This is a genomic window from Sulfitobacter sp. 1A15258 (genome assembly GCF_043557045.1).
GTDB lineage: Bacteria > Pseudomonadota > Alphaproteobacteria > Rhodobacterales > Rhodobacteraceae > Sulfitobacter > Sulfitobacter faviae.
On the sequence record NZ_JBIFFK010000001.1, the window covers coordinates 172,369 to 197,182 of the forward strand.

General features: G+C 61.8%; 18 protein-coding genes and 1 tRNA gene. 11 read left to right on the plus strand and 8 right to left on the minus strand.

Translation table 11 applies throughout. The annotated features are described in order from the left end of the window. Positions 1-42: 42 nt before the first annotated feature. The 4 genes from zwf to ACGYK9_RS00865 all read left to right on the plus strand — a co-directional run bounded on the left by zwf (position 43) and on the right by ACGYK9_RS00865 (position 5,551). On the plus strand, positions 43-1,506 hold the full coding sequence (gene zwf / locus ACGYK9_RS00850) for a glucose-6-phosphate dehydrogenase (RefSeq protein WP_394407615.1): 1,464 nt from the start codon (positions 43-45) through the stop codon (positions 1,504-1,506). Further along, positions 1,503-2,174 carry a 6-phosphogluconolactonase gene (pgl, locus tag ACGYK9_RS00855; protein WP_394407617.1) on the plus strand — a complete coding sequence of 224 codons (672 nt, stop codon included), beginning with the start codon at positions 1,503-1,505 and terminating at the stop codon, positions 2,172-2,174. Before zwf ends, pgl begins: the two co-directional genes overlap by 4 nt. Further along, positions 2,171-3,763 carry a glucose-6-phosphate isomerase gene (gene pgi / locus ACGYK9_RS00860; protein ID WP_394407619.1) on the plus strand — a complete coding sequence of 531 codons (1,593 nt, stop codon included), beginning with the start codon at positions 2,171-2,173 and terminating at the stop codon, positions 3,761-3,763. The genes pgl and pgi overlap by 4 nt, the downstream gene beginning before the upstream one ends. A 159-nt stretch (positions 3,764-3,922) precedes the next feature. After that, positions 3,923-5,551 carry a long-chain fatty acid--CoA ligase gene (locus ACGYK9_RS00865; RefSeq protein WP_394407621.1) on the plus strand — a complete coding sequence of 543 codons (1,629 nt, stop codon included), beginning with the start codon at positions 3,923-3,925 and terminating at the stop codon, positions 5,549-5,551. Between the two features lie 42 nt (positions 5,552-5,593). On the opposite strand, the gene ACGYK9_RS00870 is transcribed toward ACGYK9_RS00865, so the two are convergent. From ACGYK9_RS00870 to ACGYK9_RS00885, 4 genes are all read right to left on the minus strand, one after another. Further along, the gene (locus tag ACGYK9_RS00870; RefSeq protein ID WP_394407623.1) at positions 5,594-7,645 is read right to left on the minus strand and encodes an ATP-binding protein; all 2,052 of its coding nucleotides are present in this window, start codon (positions 7,643-7,645) and stop codon (positions 5,594-5,596) included. 199 nt (positions 7,646-7,844) lie between these two features. Continuing rightward, positions 7,845-7,918 (minus strand) — tRNA-Gly (locus tag ACGYK9_RS00875). A 41-nt stretch (positions 7,919-7,959) separates the two neighbouring features. Further along, entirely contained in the window at positions 7,960-8,805 is an 846-nt protein-coding gene (locus ACGYK9_RS00880; protein WP_394407625.1) for a class I SAM-dependent methyltransferase, read from the minus strand. Then, positions 8,805-10,853, minus strand: a complete 2,049-nt coding sequence (locus ACGYK9_RS00885; protein ID WP_394407627.1) for an ASKHA domain-containing protein — start codon at positions 10,851-10,853, stop codon at positions 8,805-8,807. The genes ACGYK9_RS00880 and ACGYK9_RS00885 overlap by 1 nt, the downstream gene beginning before the upstream one ends. Positions 10,854-11,044: 191 nt before the next feature. Between ACGYK9_RS00885 and guaB the strand changes: the two genes are divergently transcribed. The 3 genes from guaB (at position 11,045) to ACGYK9_RS00900 (ending at position 16,112) form a co-directional block, all read left to right on the plus strand. After that, positions 11,045-12,493: an IMP dehydrogenase gene (guaB, locus tag ACGYK9_RS00890; RefSeq protein WP_394407630.1), complete on the plus strand. Its 1,449-nt coding sequence runs from the start codon at positions 11,045-11,047 to the stop codon at positions 12,491-12,493. A 48-nt stretch (positions 12,494-12,541) separates the two neighbouring features. After that, a complete protein-coding gene (locus ACGYK9_RS00895; RefSeq protein ID WP_394407632.1) occupies positions 12,542-13,702 on the plus strand; it encodes an RsmB/NOP family class I SAM-dependent RNA methyltransferase in 1,161 nt (386 codons plus the stop codon). A gap of 175 nt (positions 13,703-13,877) precedes the next feature. Further along, positions 13,878-16,112: an ATP-binding protein gene (locus ACGYK9_RS00900; protein WP_394407634.1), complete on the plus strand. Its 2,235-nt coding sequence runs from the start codon at positions 13,878-13,880 to the stop codon at positions 16,110-16,112. An 18-nt stretch (positions 16,113-16,130) separates the two neighbouring features. On the opposite strand, the gene ACGYK9_RS00905 is transcribed toward ACGYK9_RS00900, so the two are convergent. After that, positions 16,131-16,724 (minus strand): gamma-glutamyl kinase, encoded by a 594-nt coding sequence (locus ACGYK9_RS00905; RefSeq protein WP_394408938.1) that lies wholly within the window; start codon positions 16,722-16,724, stop codon positions 16,131-16,133. Between the two features lie 203 nt (positions 16,725-16,927). On the opposite strand from ACGYK9_RS00905, the gene recA reads away from it, so the two are divergent. From recA to ACGYK9_RS00925, 4 genes are all read left to right on the plus strand, one after another. Then, positions 16,928-17,998, plus strand: a complete 1,071-nt coding sequence (gene recA / locus ACGYK9_RS00910) for a recombinase RecA (protein ID WP_067261794.1) — start codon at positions 16,928-16,930, stop codon at positions 17,996-17,998. Between the two features lie 135 nt (positions 17,999-18,133). Continuing rightward, positions 18,134-20,791, plus strand: a complete 2,658-nt coding sequence (alaS, locus tag ACGYK9_RS00915) for an alanine--tRNA ligase (RefSeq protein ID WP_394407636.1) — start codon at positions 18,134-18,136, stop codon at positions 20,789-20,791. A gap of 5 nt (positions 20,792-20,796) precedes the next feature. Further along, positions 20,797-21,084: a DUF1330 domain-containing protein gene (locus ACGYK9_RS00920; protein ID WP_093741992.1), complete on the plus strand. Its 288-nt coding sequence runs from the start codon at positions 20,797-20,799 to the stop codon at positions 21,082-21,084. Positions 21,085-21,169: 85 nt separating this feature from the next. Beyond that, a complete protein-coding gene (locus tag ACGYK9_RS00925; RefSeq protein ID WP_394407638.1) occupies positions 21,170-21,895 on the plus strand; it encodes a phosphatase PAP2 family protein in 726 nt (241 codons plus the stop codon). A gap of 83 nt (positions 21,896-21,978) precedes the next feature. On the opposite strand, the gene typA is transcribed toward ACGYK9_RS00925, so the two are convergent. The 3 genes from typA to ACGYK9_RS00940 form a co-directional block, all read right to left on the minus strand. Beyond that, on the minus strand, positions 21,979-23,796 hold the full coding sequence (gene typA, locus ACGYK9_RS00930; protein ID WP_209218798.1) for a translational GTPase TypA: 1,818 nt from the start codon (positions 23,794-23,796) through the stop codon (positions 21,979-21,981). Positions 23,797-23,942: 146 nt separating this feature from the next. Then, positions 23,943-24,272, minus strand: coding sequence for a multidrug efflux SMR transporter (locus ACGYK9_RS00935; protein WP_067262978.1), 330 nt, complete (start codon positions 24,270-24,272; stop codon positions 23,943-23,945). An 11-nt stretch (positions 24,273-24,283) separates the two neighbouring features. Further along, a complete protein-coding gene (locus ACGYK9_RS00940) occupies positions 24,284-24,742 on the minus strand; it encodes an Lrp/AsnC family transcriptional regulator (RefSeq protein WP_394407640.1) in 459 nt (152 codons plus the stop codon). Between the last annotated feature and the right edge of the window lie 72 nt (positions 24,743-24,814).

Genomic DNA, 24,814 nt, shown 5'->3' on the forward strand with positions numbered 1-24,814 from the left:
TTTGCGCTAACTCTGCCACTCTGCCCGGACAAGGATTAGTCAATGGTTTCGCGTGTTATCCCTGTCGACCCCTTCGATCTTGTCATCTTTGGCGGCACCGGCGATCTGGCCCGGCGCAAGATTTTGCCGGGTCTTTACCGGCGATATTGTGCGGGCCAAATGCCCGAAGAGGCGCGGATCATCGGCGCTGCGCGCACCGAGATGGACGCCGCAGGCTACCGCGAGATGGTGGCCGAAGCGATTGAAGAGTTCGGCGGGAAAGACGCCTGCGACAACCTCGACGCCTTTCTCGCCAAGCTTGACTATGTCGCCATCGACGCACGCGGAGAGACCGGCTGGGCCGAACTGCAAGACCTGATGTCCGGCAAGGACCGGATCGAGGTCTATTATTTCTCTGTCGCGCCGGGGCTTTTCGGCGATCTGGCGGAACGGTTGCAGCAATGGGGCATGGCGGGCGAAGAATGTCGCATTGTCGTGGAAAAACCCTTTGGCCGCGATCTGGAGAGTGCGCGCGCCCTCAACGCGACGCTGGCCACCTATTTCAAAGAACAACAGATCTACCGGATCGATCACTACCTCGGCAAAGAGACGGTGCAGAACCTCATGGCGGTGCGCTTTGGCAATATGCTGTTCGAGCCGTTGTGGAACCGCCAATACGTCGACCACATCCAGATCACCGTGGCCGAGACGGTGGGCGTCGGCGGGCGTGGGGAGTATTACGACAAATCCGGCGCGATGCGGGACATGGTGCAGAACCACTTGATGCAACTCTTGTGCCTGATCGCGATGGAGCCGCCCGCGCGTTTCGACCCCGATGCGGTGCGCGACGAAAAGCTGAAAGTGATCCGCGCGATTGATCCGGTGCTGCCGCATCACCTCGTGCGCGGACAGTATGAGGCTGAAGAGGGCAATGAAGAAGATGCCCCCAGCTACCGCGATGCCGTCGGCAACCCACGGTCGCGGACCGAGAGTTTCGTGGCGTTGAAGGCCCATATCAGCAACTGGCGTTGGCATGGCACACCGTTCTATCTGCGCACCGGCAAGCGGATGGTGGCCCGGTCGAGCGAGATCACGGTGGTTTTCAAAGACACGCCGCATTCCATCTTTGCCGAAGACGCGGGCCGTCATCGCAACGTGCTGTCGATCCGCTTGCAACCCAACGAGGGCATCACTCTTGGCGTGACAATCAAGGAACCGGGGCCGGGGGGCATGCGTCTGGTCGATGTGCCGCTCGACATGACCTTTGCCGAAGCGCTTGGCCCCGATGGGGGCGATCAGGTCGATGCCTATGAGCGGCTTATCATGGACGTGATCCGGGGCAACCAGACATTGTTCATGCGCGACGACGAGGTCGAGGCCGCCTGGGCCTGGACCGATCCGATCATCCAAGGCTGGGAGGCGCGTCACGACGTGCCCAAACCCTATGACAGCGGCTCGGCGGGGCCGACGGATGCGACAGAAATGATGCGGCGCGATGGCCGTGAATGGCGAAAGGTATCCCCATGAACATCATCGAATATGCGGACCGCGAAATGCTGGTGATGAATGTCGCCAACAAACTGGCGGGCAAGTTGAAATCGGCGCTTTCGGGCAATGACCGCGTGTCTTTCGCGGTGCCAGGCGGCTCTACCCCCGGGCCGATCTTTGAGATGCTCAGCGCGACCGATCTGGATTGGAGTCGGGTGGATGTGATGCTGACCGATGAGCGTTGGGTGGACGCGGATGACCCGCTGTCGAACGCGCGTCTGGTGCGCGAGCATCTTTTGAACGACCGTGCCGCGGCGGCGCAGTTCATCCCCTTTTTCCGCCCCGGGCTTTCTCCGGGCGAGGGGGCAGAGGTGGTGGCCCCCAGTCTGACGGATCATGTGCCGATCTCTGTCCTGTTGCTTGGCATGGGCGACGACATGCACACCGCCTCGCTTTTCCCCGGCGACCGGAGCCTGCCTGACGCTTTGGCCGCCGATGCCCCGCTTTTGTGCCCGGTCTATCCCGAGGGCCAGCCCACTGCGCGGGTCACGCTGCCGGCGCATGTGCTCGACGGGGCGCTGAACAAGCATCTCGTGATTTTCGGGGATGAGAAACGCGCGGCCCTTGAGCGCGCGCAGGGGCTTTCCCCCGAAGAGGCGCCGATTGCATCGGTGCTGGATGAAATCGAAGTTTACTGGGCGGCATGATGAACATTTGGCAAGACCTTCAAGAGCGGCAGAGCGCCGTGGCGGACCGCAAGATCACGGCACTGTTCTATGACCCGAACCGGGCCGAGGACTTCTCGCTGCGGACGCAGCATATGCTGTTCGACTACGCCAAGACGAATATCGACACCGAGACCCGCGCGGCACTGCTGCAACTGGTCGAAAACGCCAAAGTCACCGAGCGGCGCGATGCGATGTTCGCGGGCGCGCCGATCAATGAGACTGAGGGCCGCGCGGTGCTGCACACTGCGCTGCGCAATCTCGATGGCGGGCCGGTAGAGGTCGCGGGCGAAGATGTCATGCCGCAGGTCCGCGACACGCTGGCGCGGATGCGCAGCTTTGCCGATCAGGTGCGCAGCGGCGACATTACGGATGTGGTTAACATCGGCATCGGCGGCTCCGACCTTGGCCCGGCCATGGCGACCCGCGCGCTGACACCCTATCACGATGGGCCGCGCTGCCACTTCGTCTCAAACGTCGATGGGGCGCATATCGCGGATACGCTGCGGGGGCTGGATGCCAAGAAAACGCTGGTGATCGTCGCGTCCAAGACTTTCACCACCATTGAGACCATGACCAACGCGCGCACGGCGCGGGCATGGATGCAGGACCATGGCGGCGATCCGGCGACGCAATTCGCCGCGCTCAGCACCGCTGATGACAAGACCGCTGAGTTCGGGATCGACCCGGCTCGGGTCTTCGGTTTCGAGGATTGGGTCGGCGGGCGCTATTCCGTCTGGGGGCCGATTGGGCTCTCGCTGATGATCGCCATTGGGCCCAAGGCTTTCGACAGCTTCCTGCGCGGCGCGCAGGAGATGGACCGCCATTTCTGCGCCGCTGATCCGGCTGAGAATATGCCGATCCTTCTGGCGCTGGTGGGCATCTGGCACAACCAAATCTGCGGCCATGCCACCCGCGCGGTGCTGCCCTATGACCAACGGCTTGAGATGCTGCCCGATTACCTGCAACAGCTTGAGATGGAATCGAACGGCAAAGGCGTGCAGATGGACGGCGCCGACAGCCCGCGCCACACCGGCCCGGTGGTCTGGGGCGCGGCGGGCACCAATGGCCAGCACGCTTTCTATCAGTTGATCCACCAAGGCACCCGGGTGATCCCTTGCGAGTTTCTGGTGGCGGCCAAGGGGCATGAGCCGGAGTTGCAGCATCACCACGATCTGCTCATCGCCAATTGCCTCGCCCAATCCGAGGCGCTGATGCGCGGGCGGTCTTTGGACGAAGCGCGCGCCATCATGCGCGACGCGGGGCTTTCGGGCGACGCGCTTGAACGCCAAGCGCGCCACCGTGTCTTCCCCGGCAACCGGCCCTCGACCACACTCGCCTATGAAACGCTTGATCCCTTCACGCTGGGCCAGATCATCGCGCTTTACGAGCATCGCGTTTTCGTCGAAGGGGTGATCCTCGGCATCAACTCTTTCGATCAATGGGGCGTGGAACTGGGCAAGGAACTGGCCAAATCGCTCCAACCGCTGGTCGAAGGTGAGGTCTCTGCCGAAGGGAAAGACGGCTCCACCGCAGGGCTGATCGGCTATATCCACCAGCATCGCGGCTAGGGGCTGCCCTTAGACCGGAACGAGGCACCGCGCGGGCGATAGCCGCCTGCGCGGTGCCGTCGTCCTGTCCGTCAGCGCTCTTACGACTTGCCGGAGGGGAAGGCTTGCAACTGCCCTGACCTTTGGACAGTCTCAAAGCAAATGATTGGAGGACCCCCTATGCTTGGCCAGATGATGACGCAGCCGCTGCTGATCTCAAGCCTGATTTCCCATGCCGAACGCTATCACCCCGAGGGCGAGATCATCTCGGTCTCGACCACCGGCGGGGTTGAAGAGACGAACTGGGGGCAGGTGGCCGAGAATGCGCGGCGTTTGGGCGCGGCCTTGACCGATCTGGGGCTGTCGCCGCAGGCGCGTTGCGGGACCATCGCATGGAACAATCGGCGGCATCTGGAGATCTACTTCGGCACCTCCGGCGCGGGCTTTGTCTGCCATACGATCAACCCGCGGCTCTTTGCCGATCAGCTTGTCTATATCCTCAACCATGCCGCGGATGAGGTGCTATTCATCGACAAGACCTTCGTCCCCCTCGTCGCCGCGATCCGCGATAAGCTTGAGCATCTCAAGCACCTCGTCCTGTTGTCCGGCCCCGATGCCGAGGCCGCCGAGACACTACCGGGGCTGATTTTCTACGACGAATTGGTGGCTTCGGGCGATGCCGGGTTCGACTGGCCCGATCTGGATGAGAACACGGCGTCGAGCCTTTGCTACACCTCTGGCACCACAGGCAATCCCAAGGGCGTGCTTTATTCCCACCGCTCGACCGTGTTGCATTCCTTTGGCATCAACATGGCCGACAGCATCGCGATCTCCGCGCGGGACATCGTGATGGCCGTGGTGCCGATGTTCCATGTCAACGCTTGGGGCTGCCCCTATGCCAGCGCGATGACCGGTGCGCGAATGGTGTTGCCGGGGCCGAACCTTGATGGTGCCTCGCTCGTGGGGCTGATCGACAGCTACCGCGTTTCCTTGGCGCTTGGCGTGCCGACGATCTGGCAAGGGCTCTTGGCGGCAGCAAAGAAATCCGGCAGCGAACTGCCCAGCTTAGAGCGTACCGTGGTCGGCGGTTCGGCCTGTCCGCCGTCGATGATCAAGACCTTCCGCGAAGACTATGGGGTGGAGACCATCCACGCTTGGGGCATGACCGAGATGTCGCCGGTGGGTAGCGTCAACAAACCCTTGGCGAAACACGGTGAATTGCCCGAGGATGCCCAGCACAAGCTGCGCGAGAACCAAGGCCGCCCGGTCTTTGGTGTTGAGCTTGAGATCTGGGACGACGCAGGCAAGCCGTTGCCCCATGACGGCGAAACCCAAGGCGCTCTGGTCACCCGGGGGCATTGGATTTTGGATGCCTACTACCAATCCGACCGCGACAGCACCCTGCGCGATGGCTGGTTCGACACCGGCGATATCGCGACGATGGACGCCGACGGCTATATCACCATCCGTGACCGCGCCAAGGATATCATCAAGTCGGGCGGCGAATGGATCAGTTCGGTCGAGTTAGAGAATATCGCCATCGCCCACCCCGATCTGGCCGACGCCGCCGTCATCGGGGCCACCCATCCCAAATGGGACGAGCGCCCGGTTCTGGTCGCGGTGAAGGCCGAAGGGGCCGATCCGTCAGAGGCGGATATTCTCAAGGTTTTCGAGGATCAGATCGCCAAATGGCAGGTGCCCGACAGGGTGGTCTTCGCCGAGGCACTGCCGCGCAACGCGACGGGCAAAGTGCTGAAACGCGATCTGCGGGACCGCTTTGGCGATGTGCTGATGCAGGGCGAGAGTTGAGGCAATAGGCCCCGGTCCGCTTTGGGCCGGGGCGTTTTGCCATCAGGCCGAGCGGCGCATCTCGCTATCGGCCACGGGGCGGGGCAGGGTCAGCCGGAAAGTGCTGCCCACGTCGACTTTGCTTTCCAGCGACAGGCTGCCGCCATGCAGGCTGGCCAGTTGCTCGGCAATCGCAAGTCCCAATCCCAAGCCGCCGTTCTCACGCGACATTGAGCCGTCAACCTGCTGAAACCGCAGGAAAACCCGCTCGAGATTGTCCTCGGAAATACCGCAGCCCGTGTCGGAGACCGAGAAGGTGATCTCTTCGGCATCCTGCTGCATCTGCAGATGAATATTGCCGCTGCGGGTGAATTTGATCGCGTTTGAAATCAGGTTGTAAAGGATCTGCCGCAGGCGCACCGGATCGGCATTGGCGAGGGCCGTGCCATTGTCCTCATAGGTCAGGGTCAGCCCCTTGGCCTCGGCATCCGGGCGCAGGTCATCGGCGACGGAGCGGGCGATCTCGCTGGTTTCGATCTCTTGAAGATCAAGCTCCATCTTGCCGCGCGCGACCTTGGTCCAATCCAACAGGTCTTCGACAAGGCGCAGCATATGTTTGGACGACCCCGCGATGCCGCCCGCTTGGTCAGAGACGAAGTTTTGGAACTCATCGACGCTGTGCCGAATGTCGGGCGTGGCATTGGCGCTGTTGTTCAGCGCGGTCTGCAAACGCCGGGCTTGGGGCAGCTTCTCGGCATGTTGCAAGAAGGTCGCCCGGCCCGAGATCACGGTCAGCGGCGTGCGCAATTCATGGCTGACGTTGTTCAGGAATTCGGTCTTTTCGCGGTCCGCCGCCTTGGCCGCGTCGAGCGCGCGTTTCTCGGCCGTCACATCGGTCCAGATGCCCACGGTATAACCATGCGGCGTGCGCGATTCCGTGACTTTGAGCCAGAAGTTATCCGAGACCTCAAGAATGAAGGCGCCGGTCGGGTTGCGGAACCGGGCGAGACGTTTGGCGATCCATGCCCCACGCTCCTCGACCTGCTCTGGGTGCTGATGGCGGGCGACCCAATGGCGCAACAGCTCTTCGATGGTTTTGCCGGGAATCAAAAGGTCAGCGATTTCAGGGTGATACTCCAGAAACTTGCTGTTGACGGTGACAAGGCGTTCTTTCTCGTCAAAGGCGATGAACCCCTCTTGGATCGATCCAATCCCCTCAGCCAAAAGCGCATGGGCTTCCTGCTTTTTCAGCGTGACCCGGCGGAAGGCCCAGAGGCCTGCCATCAGCGCGATGGTCGCGATCAGGGCGAAGGCTACGAGGTAGGGGCTTTGCGGGGCATAGGGGGGCAGACCGTTGGCGGGGCTGGCCGTCGCCTCCCATGTCTTGCCTAAAAGCTCGAACCGGGTGCGCACGGGGGCTGTGGGGTCGACCGCCGCAGGCTCAATCTCAGGCGGCATGACGCCTGTGGGAAAGGCGCGGAGGCTATAGATGTAGTCGGCGGCCTGATGCGGGTTTTGATGCGGCTCGAACAGCCGGTCGGGCTGAAAGACGATGGACATCACCCCCCAAAAGCGCGGCGCGCCCAGGCCGATGGGGCGCTCGAACACCGGATAGTGCATGATATAGCCCTTGCCGCCTTGAACAAGGTTCAGCGGCCCTTCGATGGTCGGGCTTTGGCGGCGATAGGCATTGGCCACGCCCGAAAGCTGCGCCGGAATGTTCTTGTATTCCAGACCGATGGTCTCACCATTCTGGGTCTTGGGATAGCTATGGGTGATCTTGAGGTCGGGGGCGAGGGCGAAGGCTTGAATGCCGGGGTTCCGGTCGCGCAGTTCCTTGACCAGCAGTTCGATCTTCTTGTCTCTGAACGCCTCACCGGACAGCAGGATATTCTCGATGTTCTTGGTGACCAGAATGGTTTCCTGGAACTGGTGCTGCACCTGATTGCTGACTTCATGCAGCGTTTGCCGGGCATCCTGACGGATGCTGGCGATATGCTGCTCGTAATCCAGTTTGACGATCGAATAGCTGATGCCGGCGACACAGCACAGTACGATGAAATTGACGATGATATACGCCTTGGATGTCGCGTAGTCCCGAAACGCGTTTGCCACGCTTTTTTCCTTTGCCTCAATGCGCATCCGACATCGTTGGGCCATCCGCGCGTAAGTTACTTCCCTGTTGATTGCTACTTTTGCGGGCAATCATGGCGAAATTCGGACCAGAATAGGCTTTTCATGGGGGTGACCTCGGGGAACCCTGCGGGGCCTGTGTGGGGCCATGCGGCGGGATCACAAAGGCGGAGGGGGAGCGTGGAGCGGGTAACGAGAATCGAACTCGTAACTAAAGCTTGGGAAGCTGCCGTGATACCTTTTCACCATACCCGCGCGCTGAGGATGAGATAATCGGCGCGCGGGGGAAGGTCAAGTCAGGGTTTCGTCGCGGTGAGGAAATTGATCTCGGCAGGCAGGCGCAGGGGGCCGTCTTCCGCATAGGGGCGCAGAGCTTCGGCGATGGTTTGCCGAAGTTCCTCGACCTGTGCCGGGCCCGCCTCGAAATGATTGATCGCGCCGCTGGCCGGGCCGATGTCGCACATCTGCTGGGCAAGGTCATCGACCGTGCCCGCGGGGGTGAGGTCAAGCCGTGTCACATTGCAGGCGATATCGACAAAGCCCGCCTCGGCGAGGATCGACACCACGCGTTCAGGGTCGCGAAAGGCGAAGGGGCCGGGGCCGTCGGGATCGCTTTTCGGCATGGCGCCGATGGTGGCCCGGGCCGCGCGGTTGGGCAGGGTAAAGAAAGGGTTCTCGGGGATTTGGCCCCAAGCGGCAAAGCTGATTTTCGCGCCGGGGCTGAGTTGCGCGGCCATGCGCGTGAAGCTGAGCACCGGATCGGCAAAGAACATCACGCCAAAGCGCGAGATCAGCCGGTCATAGGAAGGGGAAAGCGCTAGCGTCGTTGCATCACCGTGGTGAAAGGCAACATGGGGCAGGGCGGCGGCCCGTTGCCGCGCGAGGTCGAGCAGCGGGGCAGAGACATCGACGCCCAGCACCGCGCCCGCAGCGCCCACCGCCTCGGCGGCGGCGAGACAGCCCGCCCCCGCGCCGCAGCCGATGTCGAGCACCCGCAGCCCCGGTGCCAGTTCGGCGCGCGCCAGCACGCCGTCGAGCACCGGCTGCATCAGTATGTCCAGCTCAGCCTGCCGCGCGGCCCATCTCTGCCCCGCAGAGGCGCTCCAGAATTCGACCTGATCGCTGTTGTCCGAGGCAGTCATCACGTCGCCTTTCTTCTGCGCCGACGCCCGCCGCGTTCGCTTTCGCCGCTGCCGCCGGTGTTGAAGGTCATCTCCGGCAGGGCGACGAGGCTGTTGAGGATGGGAAAAGGCTCTACCGCATTGGGGATAGCTGAGGCGTTGACAAAATGCTCCTGAAAGCGCGGCTCGACGGCGGTTTCGATCTTGTGGATCGCGCCCACGGTCGCCTCGATCTCGGCCCGGGCCTCGGTATTGAGCAGGGCGATCCGGGCGCCGGTGCCCGCCGCATTGCCCGCGCTGGTGACTTTGTCGAGCGGCGCGTCGGGGATCATGCCTAGCACCATTGCGTGTTTGGGGCTGATATGCGCGCCAAAGGCCCCCGCCAACACCACGCGGTCGACCTTGTCGACGCCGAATTTGTCCATCAGCAGCCGCGCGCCGGAATAGAGCGCGGCCTTGGCCATCTGGATTTCGCGAATGTCGCGGTTGGTCACCGTGATCTTGGGCCCGCCCTTTTCGGTGCCGTCATAGACCAGATAGCTGTTGGTGCGCCCATCGGCAAAGACCGAGGCGGAGCCCGTCTGCGCAGCACTGCCAATCAGACCCGGCGCGTCGACGATGCCGTGAATACGCATCTCGGCGACCATTTCGATGATGCCGGAGCCGCAGATGCCCGTGACGCCGGTGCTCGCCACCGCCTCTTCAAAGCCGTCCTCGTCAGACCAGAGATCACAGCCGATCACCTTGAACCGGGCCACCTTGGTTTCCGGGTCAATCTCGACCCGTTCGATCGCCCCCGGTGCCGCCCGTTGGCCCGAGCTGATCTGCGCCCCCTCAAACGCGGGCCCGGTGGGAGAGGAACAGGCCAGCACCTTTTCCTTGTTGCCCAGCAAGATCTCCGCATTGGTGCCCACATCGACCACAAGCATCAATTCGTCGGACTTCTCAGGCGCCTCCGACAGGGCGACGGCGGCGGCATCCGCGCCGACATGGCCCGCGATGCAGGGCAGCAGATAGACACGGGCGGAGGGGTGGATGTTCAGGTCCAAATCCTCGGCCCGCAGACGCAGCGCGCCGGAGATTGCAAGCGCGAAGGGCGCTTGACCCAACTCGAAGGGGTCGATGCCCAGCAGCAGGTGGTGCATCACAGGGTTGCAGACGAAGACCGCGTCGACGATCAGATCGGGCGCGACATTCCCTTCGGCGGCGATCTGGGTGAAAAGCGTCGCCATCCCTTCGCGCACCGCGCGGGTCATCTCCTGCGCGCCGTCGGGGTTCATCATGGAATAGCTGACGCGGCTCATCAGGTCTTCGCCGAAACGGATCTGCGGGTTCATCACACCGGAAGAGGCCATGACCTCACCGGTTTGCAGATCGCACAGATGCGCCGCGATGGTGGTAGAGCCGAGATCGACCGCCAGACCATAGACCGTGCCCTCGTAATACCCCGGCCAAATGTTCATGATCCGCGCGGCGTTTTCCTGATCGCCCAGGTGGACGGCGACGGTGACTTTCCAATCGCCCTTGCGCAGGACCGGCTGCATCATTTGCAGGATGTGCAGATCGGCGGTGACTTTCTCCAGCTCCCACTGCTGGGCCAGCGCGGCCCTGAGACGTTCCAGATCGCCCGAGGGTTCGTGCATGTCGGGCTCCGTCACCTCGACGTAGAAGAGTTTGACCGACGGGTTCAGCACAATCTCTCGCGCCTCGGCGCGTTTGCGCACGACCTGTTTGTGCACTTGGCTCTCTGGCGGCACGTCGATCACCACATCGCCTTGCACCGTCGCCTGACAGCCCAGACGTCGGCCCTCCTTCAAGCCGCGCTTCTCGTCATAGCGTTCTTCGACCGCGTTCCATGGGCTCAGCGCATCGGGCGCGACGGTCACCCCATGTTTCGAAAACTGCCCATAGCCCGGCGAGACCTGACATTTCGAACAGATGCCGCGCCCGCCGCAGACCGAGTCCAGATCGACACCCAACTGCCGCGCGGCGGTCAGCACCGGGGTGCCTTTGGGAAAGCGCCCTCTCTTGCCGGAGGGCGTGAAAATCACGAGGGGGTCACTGCTCATCGGGGCCGTCCTTTGTTTCTTTGCGACAGCATAGCGTGCCGCGCGGCGGGGGAAAGATGCGGGGCGGCAATTCATGCCGCGCCCGCGTCATTCGCCGTCTGTGGCTTACGCGGGGGAATAGGCCTTTCCAATCCCGGCCATCCGTGAAATAGGAAACCGCCAAATGAACCCATCCAGACCCGAGGTGTTAAATGGAGATTCGTGAGGCCCTGACCTTTGATGACGTCCTGCTGGTTCCCGCAGCGTCTTCTGTGTTGCCGTCCACCGCAGACACGCGAACCCGCGTCACGCAGAGCATCGCGCTCAATATCCCGCTGCTCAGCTCGGCCATGGATACGGTGACCGAAAGCCGCATGGCCATCGCATTGGCGCAGGCCGGGGGCATGGGGGTGGTGCACCGCAACCTCACGATCGAAGAACAGGCCCGCGAAGTGCGTCGGGTGAAACGCTTTGAATCCGGAATCGTTTACAACCCGATCACCCTGCGCCCCGACCAGACGCTGGCGGATGCCAAGGACCTGCAAGAACGCTACCGCGTGACCGGCTTCCCGGTTGTAGACGAAAATGGCCGCGTGCTGGGCATCGTGACCAACCGCGACATGCGTTTCGCCTCCGACGACCGCACGCCGGTCTCGGTGATGATGACTTCTGATCGGCTGGCGATCCTGCAAGAGCCTGCGGACCGGGACGAGGCGATCAGCCTGATGAAATCGCGCCGGATCGAGAAGTTGCTGGTCACGGACGCCGAAGGCAAGCTCACCGGGCTGCTGACTCTGCGCGACACCGAACAGGCCGTGTTGAACCCCTCCGCCTGCAAAGATGATCTGGGCCGCTTGCGTGTCGCTGCGGCGACGACAGTGGGCGACGCGGGCTTCGAACGCTCCGAAGCGCTGGTCGATGCGGGCGTCGATATGATCGTGATCGACACTGCCCATGGCCATTCCGAAGGCGTGGCCCATGCGGTGACCCGGGCCAAGAAACAGTTCGGCGATGTGCAGGTCGTCGCGGGCAATGTGGCCACCGGCGACGCTACCCGCGCGCTGATCGACGCGGGCGCCGATGCGGTCAAGGTCGGCATCGGCCCGGGCTCCATCTGCACCACGCGGATGGTGGCGGGCGTGGGCGTGCCGCAACTGACCGCAATTATGGACTGCGTGGCCGCTGCGGGCGACGTGCCGATCATCGCCGATGGCGGCATCAAGTTCTCCGGCGATTTCGCCAAGGCGATTGCCGCAGGTGCCTCCTGCGCCATGGTCGGCAGCATGATCGCCGGCACCGACGAAAGCCCCGGCGAAGTCGTTCTTTATCAAGGCCGTAGCTTCAAAAGCTACCGTGGAATGGGCAGCATGGGCGCCATGGCGCGCGGCTCGGCAGACCGGTATTTCCAGAAAGACGCCGCCTCTGACAAACTGGTGCCCGAGGGGATCGAAGGTCAGGTGCCTTACAAGGGCAGCGCGGGCAATGTGTTGCACCAATTGGTCGGCGGTCTGCGCGCGGCCATGGGCTATACCGGTTGCGCCACGGTCGATGAGATGCGCCGCAATTGCAACTTCGTGAAGATCACCGGCGCGGGGCTGAAGGAAAGCCATGTGCATGACGTGCAGATCACCCGCGAAAGCCCGAACTACCGTATCGGTTAACCCATAAAGCAACGGCCCGCGGGCCGTTCTTTGCAAAAGGAAAATGCCATGACCCCCGGCGCGCGCGTATCCGCTGCGATAGAAGTTCTGGACGCAATTGCCGGGGGGCTGGCCGCCGAACAAGCGCTGACCCGATGGGCGCGTCAGAGCCGTTTCGCGGGCTCCAAAGACCGTGCCGCCGTGCGCGATCATGTGTTCGACGTGCTGCGCCAGAAACGCAGCGCGGCATATTACGGCAGAGGGGAGACGGGCCGTGCGCTATTGATCGGTGTGCTGCACGGGCAGGGGGCCGACCTTGACGCGCTCTTTTCAGGGGTGGGCCATGCGCCCGCGCCGCTGTCCGAGGCCGAACGGGCTTTCCCGCCAGCGCCCGAGGATCGCGCGACGCGGCTGAACCTGCCCGACTGGTTGCTCCCCCTGTTCGATACGGCGCTTGGGGAGAATGCGGATGCCGCGGCGCTCGCGCTTCAAGAGCGCGGGCCGATCTGCCTGCGGGTCAACACCGCGCGGATCGCCGTGCCCGCCGCGCAAGAACTGCTGGCCGAAGAGGGCGTCCAAACCCGCGCAAACCCGCTTGCCAAAGCCGCGCTGACCGTGACCGAAGGTGCGCGCCGCATCCGAAATTCCGCCGCCTTCACCGACGGTTACGTCGAATTGCAAGACGCAGCGAGCCAAGCTGTCGTCGCCGCTCTGCCTTCGGGGGGTCGGGTGCTCGACTACTGCGCCGGCGGCGGCGGCAAAGCGCTTGCTCTGGCCATGGACCCCGCGCGCGAGATCACGGCTCACGACATAGACCCCCGCAGAATGAGCGACCTGTCCCCCCGCGCCGATCGCGCGGGCGTCGCGATTTCCCTAGTCGATACCGAAGAAGCCAAAGCGGGCGCCCCCTATGATCTCGTCCTCTCCGATGCCCCCTGTTCCGGCTCGGGCGCATGGCGCCGCGCGGCGGAGGGGAAATGGACCCTGACCCCCGAGCGCTTGACCGAGTTGACCACCATTCAGGACCAAATTCTCGATACGGCAGCAGGACTTACCGCACGCGACGGAGTCTTGGCCTATGCCACCTGCTCCCTGTTTCGAGAGGAGAACGAGGCGCGGGTCGAAGCCTTCTTGGCCCGCCATCCCGAGTGGCGAGTCGCCCGCATGGATCGCTATGACGTAACCCCCGATGGCGACGGTTTCTTCTCAGCACAGTTGACGCGCGAGTAAATTTACCCATAATCAACCAATGCGTGCAAACCGATTTCGGTTAAAGCCTGCTTAACCTCTGTCGCACGTAATAGTCGTATGATTCGGTTGTTAGGGGATGTGCGTGCAGCAGGGCGTTGGGCATTCAGGGATTGGGGGGCAGGCGGGCCTCAGGCGGCTTTGGCTGCTTGTGGTGATGGCTCTTGCCGCTGGCGCGCTTGCGCTGCGCAGCACTGATGCGACGTTGCAGCTTGCCCTTGCTGCCTCGGCGGCCACATTGGGTTTTATTTCAACTGGTTACATCGTCTTTCTTCTATGGGATAGAGGCCGGATTCGGGTCAGCGCGGATGGAGTCGCGGACTTCATCGCAAAAGACGCCGCACCCAGTTTCATCGCTACCTCCGATCGGCAAGTCATTTACCGCAACGAGGCGGCTCTCAAGCAGTTCGGCGAGGTCGGCGAAGAAACCCTCGCGGAGGCCTTACGAGCGCATTTCGCCAATCCCGTGGGCCTTCTCTACCGCCTGCAATCACGCGCCACCGCCAGCGGCAACGCCCGGGAAGAGGTGATTACCCGGTCCGGCCCGATGCGCCTATCGGTGCACCAGTTATCAGCCGACCGCCTGCTTTGGCGGATTGAAAGCGTTGCAACCCGCGAGGGCCCCCGCAGTACGCACGAAAGCATGGCCTTGCCAATGGTCATGCAGGGCCGCGGCGGCACGATCCTTTTCATGAATGAAGCGGCGCGCATACTGGTCGGGGAGCGGGTGAAGTCACTGGACCGATTGTTCAATTCCCTACCCTTAACCCCCGGAACCGTGACCGAAATCGCCACTGCAGAAGGAAACCGGCAGGTACTGGTGGCCGAGGTTGAGGCTGGCGCGAACCGCCGCGCGCTCTATCTTCTGCCGCCGCCCGAAGGGGCTGCCTCTCCCAATGAATTGGGCTGGGAAACCTTTCAAGACCTCCCCGTCCCGATGATCAAACTGCGCCCCGACGGAACGGTACTGGCCTTCAACCGTATGGCGGGGAAATTGCTCGGCGTATCGCTGCGGCGCGACAGTCATCTTTCGCATCTGATGGAGGGGCTCGGCCGCTCGATCTCGGACTGGCTGCAAGACAGTCTTGCAGGGCGGTTGGTTCAAAAGTCCGAATTTCTCAGGCTCACCCGAACGGATCAGGAGGTCTTCGTTCAGGTTTCGCTCAACCGCATATCCGAAGCCGGCGAGGCGGCCCTCATCGCGGTGCTGCAGGACGCGACCGAACTCAAATCGCTTGAGGCACAATTCGTGCAGAGCCAGAAGATGCAGGCCATTGGACAGCTTGCCGGGGGCGTCGCGCATGATTTCAACAACCTTTTGACTGCGATTTCCGGGCATTGTGACCTCCTCTTGCTGCGGCACGATCAGGGCGACCCGGATTTCAGCGATCTGGTCCAGATCAACCAGAACGCCAACCGGGCGGCCGCCCTTGTGGGGCAACTCCTCGCCTTCTCGCGCAAACAAACCCTCCGGCCAGAGACGCTCGACATGCGCGATACCCTCGCCGATCTCACGCATTTGCTGAACCGTCTGGTGGGCGAAAAAGTAACGCTGACCCTTAGCCATGACACGGTACTTGCGCCGATCCGCGCGGATAAACGCCAGTTGGAGCAGGTTTTGATGAACCTCGTCGTCAACGCCCGCGATGCCATGCCCGCCGGGGGCGAGATCCGTATCGTGACCGAGGTGACGAGCCTCGACCAACCGCTTGAAAGAGATCGGGTCAGCGTGCCAGCAGGCCGCTACGTCACGGTGCAGGTGCATGACGATGGCACGGGCATTCCGAAGGATAAGCTGCAAAAAGTCTTCGAGCCATTTTTCACCACCAAACGAACCGGCGAGGGCACCGGCCTGGGTCTCTCCACTGCCTATGGCATCGTCAAACAAACGGGAGGATTCATCTTTATCGACAGTGAGTTGGGGCGGGGCACATGTTTCACCCTCTACTTCCCCGTGCTGGAGGGCCAGCCCACTGCCGTCGCGAAAAAGCCCCCGGCATCGCCAGATCAAAGCCCGCTTCAGCGGTCCGACGGGGTGATCTTACTGGTGGAGGATGAAGCACCCGTGCGCGCCTTCGCAAGCCGCGCCTTGCGGCTGCGCGGCTACACAGTGCTCGAAGCCGAATCCGCCGAAGCCGCGTTAAAGATGCTCGAAGATAAGGAGTTGGATATCGATGTATTCGTAACAGACGTCGTTATGCCCGGCATGGATGGCCCAAGTTGGGTGCGCCAAGCGCTCAAACAACGCCCGGATGTGCGGGTGGTTTTCGTCTCGGGCTATGCGGAGGATAACTTCGGCCAAGAACAGTCGAAAATTCCGAATTCTGTCTTCCTACCGAAACCCTTCTCTCTCACTGACCTGACCACAACGGTCCACAATCAGCTGCACTGAGCATCACGCGGGGCAGGGTTATGTGATCGACTCGTAGAGCTCAAACTCCGCCGCGAACTTACGGCGAAAGCGCTTTTTCACGTTTGGGGATAGCGTCAGCTCCATTTTGGGAGAGACATTCTCTTGCCCAAGGGTCAGCATCACGTCGAGCCGCTCTTCCAAAAAGCGACGAAGCCGCGTCTGATCTTCATAGCGGAAATGGTGGGTGATCCCGGTGCCGTTCGGTTGGGTCTCCATGAACTTCAGCTGGCTCCCCACATCGGCGAACCCCGGCTTGTCGCCCTTCATATAGGCGAGGACGAATTCGTCGAAAGTGATCCCGAAAGTGTTGTTCGGCTTGCCCTTCATGAAGGGGCGCTGCCGATAGCGATACCAACTGCCCAGCCAAGAGATCGGTTCGCGCATCACTGCCATCAGCTCAAGCTCGGCATCGCAAACTTTTAGAAACATTGGTCGAATAAAACGATTATAGCGATAAACAGGCGCATGCTTCAGCATGGGCGGATCGGAAATCACCATGTCCGCCCGCGGCGCCAGTGCTTTCTCATAGGCCGTGGTTCCGGTCTTTGGGACCGACAGAAAAGCCAGCCGTTCTTTAAAAAAAACAATCAATTGCGTCTTACCTTGGGCTGCAGGCGGCCCTTTCTGGTTTGGGTAAACCATTTCTTTACCATTCTCGCCAAAACATAAAGGACAAACAAAGTCATTGAAATGTTCCGCATTTACCCTCATATGGAACATTAGAGGAACATAAGCGACGCAGCGCGCAGGCGATTGCCGCCGGGGCGCCACTGTGACACTAAGGAATGAACCTAATGGCAACGGCAGATCTTTTGACGATGGACAGCAAGAAAACCGCAGAAAAGCAAAAGGCGCTCGACAGCGCGCTGGCCCAGATCGAACGTCAGTTCGGCAAAGGGTCGATCATGAAACTGGGGGCCGAAGGGGCGATCCAGGATATCAAAGCCAGCTCCACAGGCTCGCTTGGCCTTGATATTGCGCTTGGTATCGGTGGCTTGCCGATGGGGCGTATCATTGAGATTTATGGCCCGGAATCCTCGGGTAAGACAACGCTGACCCTGCATTGCGTGGCAGAGCAGCAGAAAGCAGGGGGCGTTTGCGCCTTTGTCGACGCGGAACATGCCCTTGATCCGCAATATGCGAAAAAGCTTGGCGTGGACATTGACGAGCTGTTGATTTCCCAGCCCGACACGGGTGAACAGGCGCTTGAGATCACCGATACGCTGGTACGCTCTGGCGCGGTCAATATGGTGATCGTCGACTCCGTCGCGGCCCTGACGCCGAAATCCGAGCTTGAAGGTGAGATGGGCGACAGCAATGTTGGCGTTCAGGCCCGTTTGATGAGCCAAGCAATGCGCAAGCTCACCGGGTCGATCAGCCGGTCCAATTGTATGGTTATCTTTATCAACCAAATCCGGATGAAGATCGGCGTGATGTTCGGCTCTCCGGAGACCACCACCGGCGGTAACGCGCTGAAATTCTACTCCTCCGTCCGTCTCGACATCCGCCGGATCGGCGCCCTGAAGGACCGGGACGAAGTCGTGGGCAACGCAACGAAGGTTAAGATCGTCAAGAACAAGGTGGCGCCGCCTTTCAAACAGGTCGAATTCGATATCATGTATGGTGAAGGCATCTCCAAAATGGGGGAGTTGCTGGACCTCGGGGTGAAGGCCGGTGTGGTTGATAAATCCGGCTCATGGTTCAGCTACGGGGATGAACGGATCGGGCAGGGGCGTGAGAACGCTAAGAACTTCCTGAAACAGAACACTGCCATGGCATCGGAGATCGAAGACAAGATCCGCGCGGCCCACGGATTGGACTTTGAAGGGTCCGGGGGTGACGACGCGGATATTCTCGAAGCTTGAACCTGCTTTGACAATTTGAATTTAAGAAGGGGCGTGGCCAAAGGCTGCGCCCCTTTTTCATGGGCAGGAACGGTGGACAGCGCCGGGACTGAGGGGTATTTGGGACCGATCAAATCTGCCCCGGAAGGCCTCGCCATGAAGACGCTGAATGAAATTCGCTCAACTTTTCTGAATTATTTCGATGCGCAGGGGCATCAGATCGTGCCCTCCAGCCCGCTGGTGCCGCGCAACGACCCGACATTGATGTTCACAGCGGCCGGCATGGTCCAGTTCAAGAACCTCTTCACCGGGGTCGAGACGCGCGATTACAGCCGTGCCACATCGGCGCAGAAATGTGTGCGGGCGGGCGGCAAGCACAATGACCTCGACAATGTCGGCTATACCGCGCGGCATCACACGTTTTTCGAGATGCTCGGAAATTTCAGCTTTGGCGATTACTTCAAGGCCGAAGCGATCCCCTTTGCTTGGGACCTGCTGACCAAGGAGTTCGGCATCGACCCGAACCGCCTTTTGGTCACAGTGTACCATACCGATGAAGAGGCGGTTAAGATCTGGAAGGCGCATACCGGACTGCCGGATGAGCGCATCATTCGCATCGCGACGGATGATAACTTCTGGTCCGCTGGACCCACCGGCCCCTGCGGACCCTGTACAGAGATTTTCTACGATCACGGCGATCACATTTGGGGTGGCCCTCCGGGATCGCCCGAGGAAGACGGTGACCGTTTCGTCGAGATCTGGAACCTCGTTTTCATGCAATACGAGCAGTTCGAAGACGGCACGCGCCAGCCGCTGCCCAACCAGTCTATCGATACCGGGATGGGGATCGAACGGGTGGCGGCGCTGTTGCAGGGCACGAATGACAACTATGCCACCGACCTCATGCGCAACCTGATTGAGGCCAGCGCCCATGCCTCTTCGACCGATCCCGATGGGCCGGGCAAGACCCATCACCGGGTGATCGCGGATCACCTGCGATCGACCTCCTTTCTGATTGCCGATGGGGTAATGCCTTCCAACGAAGGCCGCGGATATGTGCTGCGCCGAATTATGCGGCGCGCCATGCGCCATGCACATCTGCTCGGCGTTAAGGATCCCTTAATGCATCAGCTGGTACCATCCTTGGTGCAGCAGATGGGCGCGGCTTACCCTGAGTTGGGACAGGCGCAATCGCTTATCCGTGAGACTTTGCTGTTGGAGGAAACCCGTTTCCGCCAAACGTTGGATCGCGGTTTGAAGCTGCTGGATGATGAGTTGAGCGGTTTGCCCGAGGGGGCGACCCTTCCGGGGGAGGCGGCATTTAAACTTTATGATACATATGGCTTCCCGCTTGATCTGACGCAGGATGCGCTGCGCGAGAAGGGCCGTGCGGTCGATACCGAGGGGTTCGACACGGCGATGGCGGCGCAGAAGGCCAAGGCCCGTGCGGCCTGGGCCGGATCGGGCGAGGCTGCGGATGCTACCGTTTGGTTCGATGTGGCCGACAAAAGCGGCGTGACAGAGTTTCTGGGCTATGACACCGAAAGTGCTGAGGGGCAGATCGTCGCCTTGGTGCAGGGCAGTGATCAGGTCGAAACAGCCGCAGTGGGCAGCGACGTGCAGGTCGCGCTGAACCAGACACCGTTTTATGCGGAAAGCGGCGGGCAGGTCGGCGATACCGGCGTGATCCGGACGCAGACCGGTATCGTGAACGTGACCGATACGCGGAAATCGGCGGGCGTTTTCGTGCATTTCGGCCATGTGGTCGAAGGCGAGGTGAAGCCGGGGCAGACCGCTGTTCTTGAGGTGGATCGTTTGCGGCGCAGTGCCATCCGCGCCAACCACTCGGCCACGCACTTGCTGCATGAGGCCCTGCGCAACGCGCTTGGGGACCATGTCTCGCAGCGCGGTTCGCTGAATGCGCATGATCGTCTGCGGTTTGACTTCTCCCATGCCAAGGGGTTGACGCAGGAAGAGTTGAGCCAGGTCGAGCGTGAGGTGAATGATTACATTCGCCAGAACACGCCGGTTGAGACACGGATCATGACGCCAGACGATGCGCGCGCCATGGGGGCGCAGGCGCTCTTTGGTGAGAAATACGGCGACGAGGTGCGTGTCGTCTCGATGGGGCAGTTGGAAGGGTCCGGCAAGGGCAGCGACAAGTCGACCTATTCGCTGGAGCTTTGCGGCGGCACCCATGTGCGGCAGACGGGTGATATCGGCGCCTTCGTCCTTTTAGGGGATAGCGCGAGCAGCGCGGGCGTCCGCCGGATCGAAGCGCTGACCGGGACCGAGGCTTTGGCATGGCTGCGCGAGCAGGAAGCGGTGCTGAGCCGGGTCGCGGCGGAGTTGAAAACTTCGGCCAGTGACGTGCCGGAACGGGTGCGTGCATTGTTGGACGAACGCCGCAGCTTGTCCAACGAAGTGGCGCAGCTGCGTCGTGAATTGGCGATGTCGGGCGGCGGCGCGGCTGCGCCCGAAGCGCGCGAGGTGAACGGCGTGAAATTCGTAGGCCAAGTGCTGAGCGGTATCACGGGCAAAGACCTGCCGGGTCTGGTGGATGAACATAAGGCCAAGCTCGGCTCAGGCGCGGTTTTGTTGATCGCCGACACCGGCGGCAAGGCCGCAGTCGCAGGCGGTGTGACGAAGGATTTGACAGATCGTCTCTCGGCGGTCGACATGGTGAAAGCGGCGGTGGCCGAACTGGGCGGTAAGGGCGGCGGTGGCCGTCCCGACATGGCGCAGGGCGGCGGCGCTTCGGCGGAGAATGCCGAGGCGGCGATTGCTGCGGCTGAGAATATCTTGAAAGGATAAGGCCCATGGGCGCACTTTGGATTGCACATGTCACCGTCACCGATGAGGAGGCGTATAAGAAATACGCCGCTGGCGCCACCGAGGCCATTGCGGCACATGGCGGTAAGTTCATCGCCCGCGGCGGGCGGTTCGTTCAGCTTGAGGGTAAAGAGCGTCCGCGCAATGTGGTGGCGCGTTTCCCCGATGTCGAAACGGCCGAAAAATGTTATCATTCCGATGCTTATCAAGCGGCGTTGAGCCATGCGCGCGGGGCGTCAGAGCGCGAACTGATGATCGTCGAAACCGACGAATGACCCTAAAACGCCCTGCCTGAACGATAGGCGGGGCGTCTTGCATTGCCGGGGCGGAACCTTCTAACGGGAAGGCGGTTGATCTCTTATGAACTTCGACCGACTATCCGCTTTCGCCCAATGGTGCCGCCGCCATGTGGAGGTGACGACACTGGCCCTGATGGGGCTTTCGATCACAGCCGTTTGGACCTTGGCCGAACTGACCGAAGAGGTCGTCGAAGGCAGCACCAGCAGCCTTGACCGTGACATCCTGTTGTTCCTGCGCACGCCCGGCGACCTTTCCGATCCCATCGGCCCGTGGTGGGTCGAGGAAATCGGCCGCGATCTGACAGCCCTTGGCGGGGTCGCGGTGCTGGTCCTGACGACTGTTGTCGTCTCGCTCTTTTTCCTGTTGGAACGGCGGTGGTCGACCGCGCTTTACATCCTCGCCACCGTTGGCGGGGGGATCGTGCTGAGCAGCATCGCCAAGGAGTTTTTCGACCGTCCGCGCCCTGACCTCGTGCCGCATGGCTCACTCGTGCATACGGCGAGCTTCCCCTCGGGGCATTCGATGATGGCGGCGGTGGCTTACCTTACCCTTGGCGCGATGGTGGCGCGGGCGCAGAAACGCTGGGCGCTCAAGGTCTATACACTGGCGGTTGCCGTCCTGCTCACGCTGCTCGTCGGGATCAGCCGGGTCTATATGGGGGTGCATTGGCCGACGGATGTGGCGGCGGGCTGGCTGGGCGGCGGGGCTTGGGCCATCCTTTGCCTGATTGCGGCGCTGAGTTTGGCGAGACGCGGTCATATCGATCGCGAGGAAAGCGATACTTAACGCCGCGAGGCCTCCGAGGCGCGGATATGAAAACGGCAGCGCATCGTGAAATGCGCTGCCGTTTTGTTTTGATTTGCCGTAGCTTAGCTGGCTTTTGCCATCCGCTTGCGCTCATGCGGGTCGAGGTAACGCTTACGCAGGCGCACGGCGTTCGGGGTCACTTCGACCAGCTCGTCGTCGTCGATATAGGCAATCGCCTCTTCAAGGCTCAGCGTCATCGGCGGGGTCAGGCGCACTGCGTCATCGGTGCCCGAAGCGCGCACGTTGGTCAGCTTCTTGCCCTTCAGCGGGTTCACTTCCAGATCGTTGTCGCGGCTGTGCTCGCCGATGATCATGCCAGTGTAGACGTCCGCCTGCGCGCCGATCATCATCTTGCCGCGCTCTTCGAGGTTCCACAGCGCGTAGGCGACCGAGGTGCCGTTCTCCATCGAGATCAGCACGCCCGCGCGGCGGCCCGGGATCGGACCCTTGTGCGGTGCCCAGCCGTGGAAGACGCGGTTCAACACGCCGGTGCCGCGGGTGTCGGTCAGGAACTCGCCGTGATAGCCGATGAGCCCGCGCGAGGGGACATGGGCGATGATCCGGGTCTTGCCGGCGCCGGCGGGTTTCATCTCGACCAGCTCGCCCTTGCGGGTGCCGGTGATCTTTTCGATCACCGCGCCGGAGTATTCGTCATCCACGTCGATGGTGGCTTCTTCGATCGGCTCATGGCGCACGCCGTCGATCTCTTGGAACAGCACCTGCGGGCGGGAGATCGACAGCTCGAACCCCTCACGGCGCATGTTCTCGATCAACACGCCCATCTGCAATTCGCCGCGGCCCGCGACTTCGAAAGCCTCGCCGCCCGGCGTGTCGGAGATTTTGATCGCCACGTTGCTCTCCGCTTCTTTCAGCAGACGCTCGCGGATCACGCGGGATTGCACCTTTTTGCCGTCGCGGCCCGCGAGCGGGCTGTCGTTGATGCCAAAGGTCACAGTGATGGTGGGCGGGTCGATCGGCTGCGCCGGGATCGCTTCGTTCACCGAAGGATCGGCCAGCGTATCGGCCACGGTGGCCTTGGCCATGCCCGCGATAGAGACGATGTCACCCGCTTCGGCCACGTCGATGGCGGTCTGCTCCAGCCCGCGGAAGGCGAGGATTTTGGTGGCGCGGAAGGTCTCGATCTGGGTGCCGTCGCGCGACATCGCTTTGACGGTTTGGCCCGCTTTCAGGGTGCCGGTTTCGACGCGACCGGTCAGCAGGCGGCCCAGGAACGGGTCGCCGCCAAGCGTGGTGGCCAGCATGGTGAAGGGCTTGTCGGCGTTTTCGATCTGCTTCGGCGCGGGGACGTGATCAAGGATCAGGTCGAACAGCGCAGAGAGGTCTTTGCGCGGCCCGTCAAGTTCGGCATCCGCCCAGCCGGAGCGGCCCGAGGCATACATATGCGGGAATTCGAGCTGTTCGTCGGTGGCGTCGAGGCTGGCGAAAAGGTCGAAACACTCATCCAGCGCACGGTCAGGCTCGGCATCCGGCTTGTCGACCTTGTTCAGCACGACGATCGGGCGCAGGCCCAGTTTCAGCGCCTTGGAGGTCACGAATTTGGTCTGCGGCATCGGGCCTTCGGCGGCGTCCACCAAAAGCACCACACCATCGACCATCGACAGGATGCGCTCAACCTCGCCGCCGAAGTCGGCGTGGCCCGGCGTGTCGACGATGTTGATGCGGGTGTCGTTCCAGACGACGGAGGTCGGCTTGGCGAAGATGGTGATGCCGCGCTCACGCTCCAGATCGTTGCTGTCCATGGCGCGCTCGGTGGTCGCCTGGTTTTCACGATAGGTGCCGGATTGTTTCAGAAGCTCGTCCACCAGCGTCGTCTTGCCGTGGTCGACGTGGGCGATGATTGCGATGTTGCGCAGGTCCATTAAGTCAGCCTTTGGATAGGGGAGGGACGCGCCAACCTGAAGCTGCGCGTATAATTGCGCCGCCCATACCGCGCCCCGGCTACAATTGCTAGCCCTAATGCCGTGACGCCCCCCTTACTGCGCGAAGCTGTGCCACTGGTGCAGCCTTAATGGGTGGCGCTGTTCGAAAACAGGTGGATGACCAGAATGCCGCTGATGATCAGCACAAGCCCCAGAACCGCCGGCAGGTCAAGCCGCTGGCCGAAGAGGACGAAGCCGATAATCGCGATCAGCACGATGCCCAGACCGGCCCAAAAGGCATAGACGATCCCAACCGGCATGACCTTTAGCGCCAGCGACATGCAGTAGAAAGAGATCATGTAGAAGACCACCACCGCCACCGAAGGCCAGAGCCGGGTGAATTGATGCGAGGCCTGCACCGCGGTCGTGCCAAGGGTTTCCGCCACCACGGCGATGATGAGCCACAGGTAATGCATCTCGGTCTTCCTCAGAGCGGGAGTTCGGTGGTTTCCTTGATCTCCTCCATCACGAAACTGGCCGAGACATCCGATAGCGGCACCCGGCGGATCAGGTCCTGATAGAGGCGATCATATCCCGCCATATCCCGAACGCGCGCCCGGATCAAATAGTCCAGATCACCGGTCATTCGGTAGACGCCGAGGATCTCGGGCATGGCTTTCGTGGCGCGGGAGAATTTCTCAAGCCAGTCGGGCGCATGGGCGTTGGTGCGGACTTGGATAAAGACGCTGAGGCCGAGGCCGAGTTTTGCCGCGTCCAAGAGCGTCACCCGGTTCTTGATCACGCCGGCCTTTTCCAGCGCCCGGATGCGGCGCCAGCAGGCATTGCGCGACAGGTGGACCGCCGCGCCAAGCGCTTCGAGGGATTGGCTAGCGTCGCGTTGCAGTTCGACCAATATGCGGCGGTCTATCTCATCAAGTGTTGTCATGGCGGTAGTTTGGCGGGAAATTTTCTCACACACAAGCGGTTGTCGGGAGTAATTTGAGACAATGTCACAAGC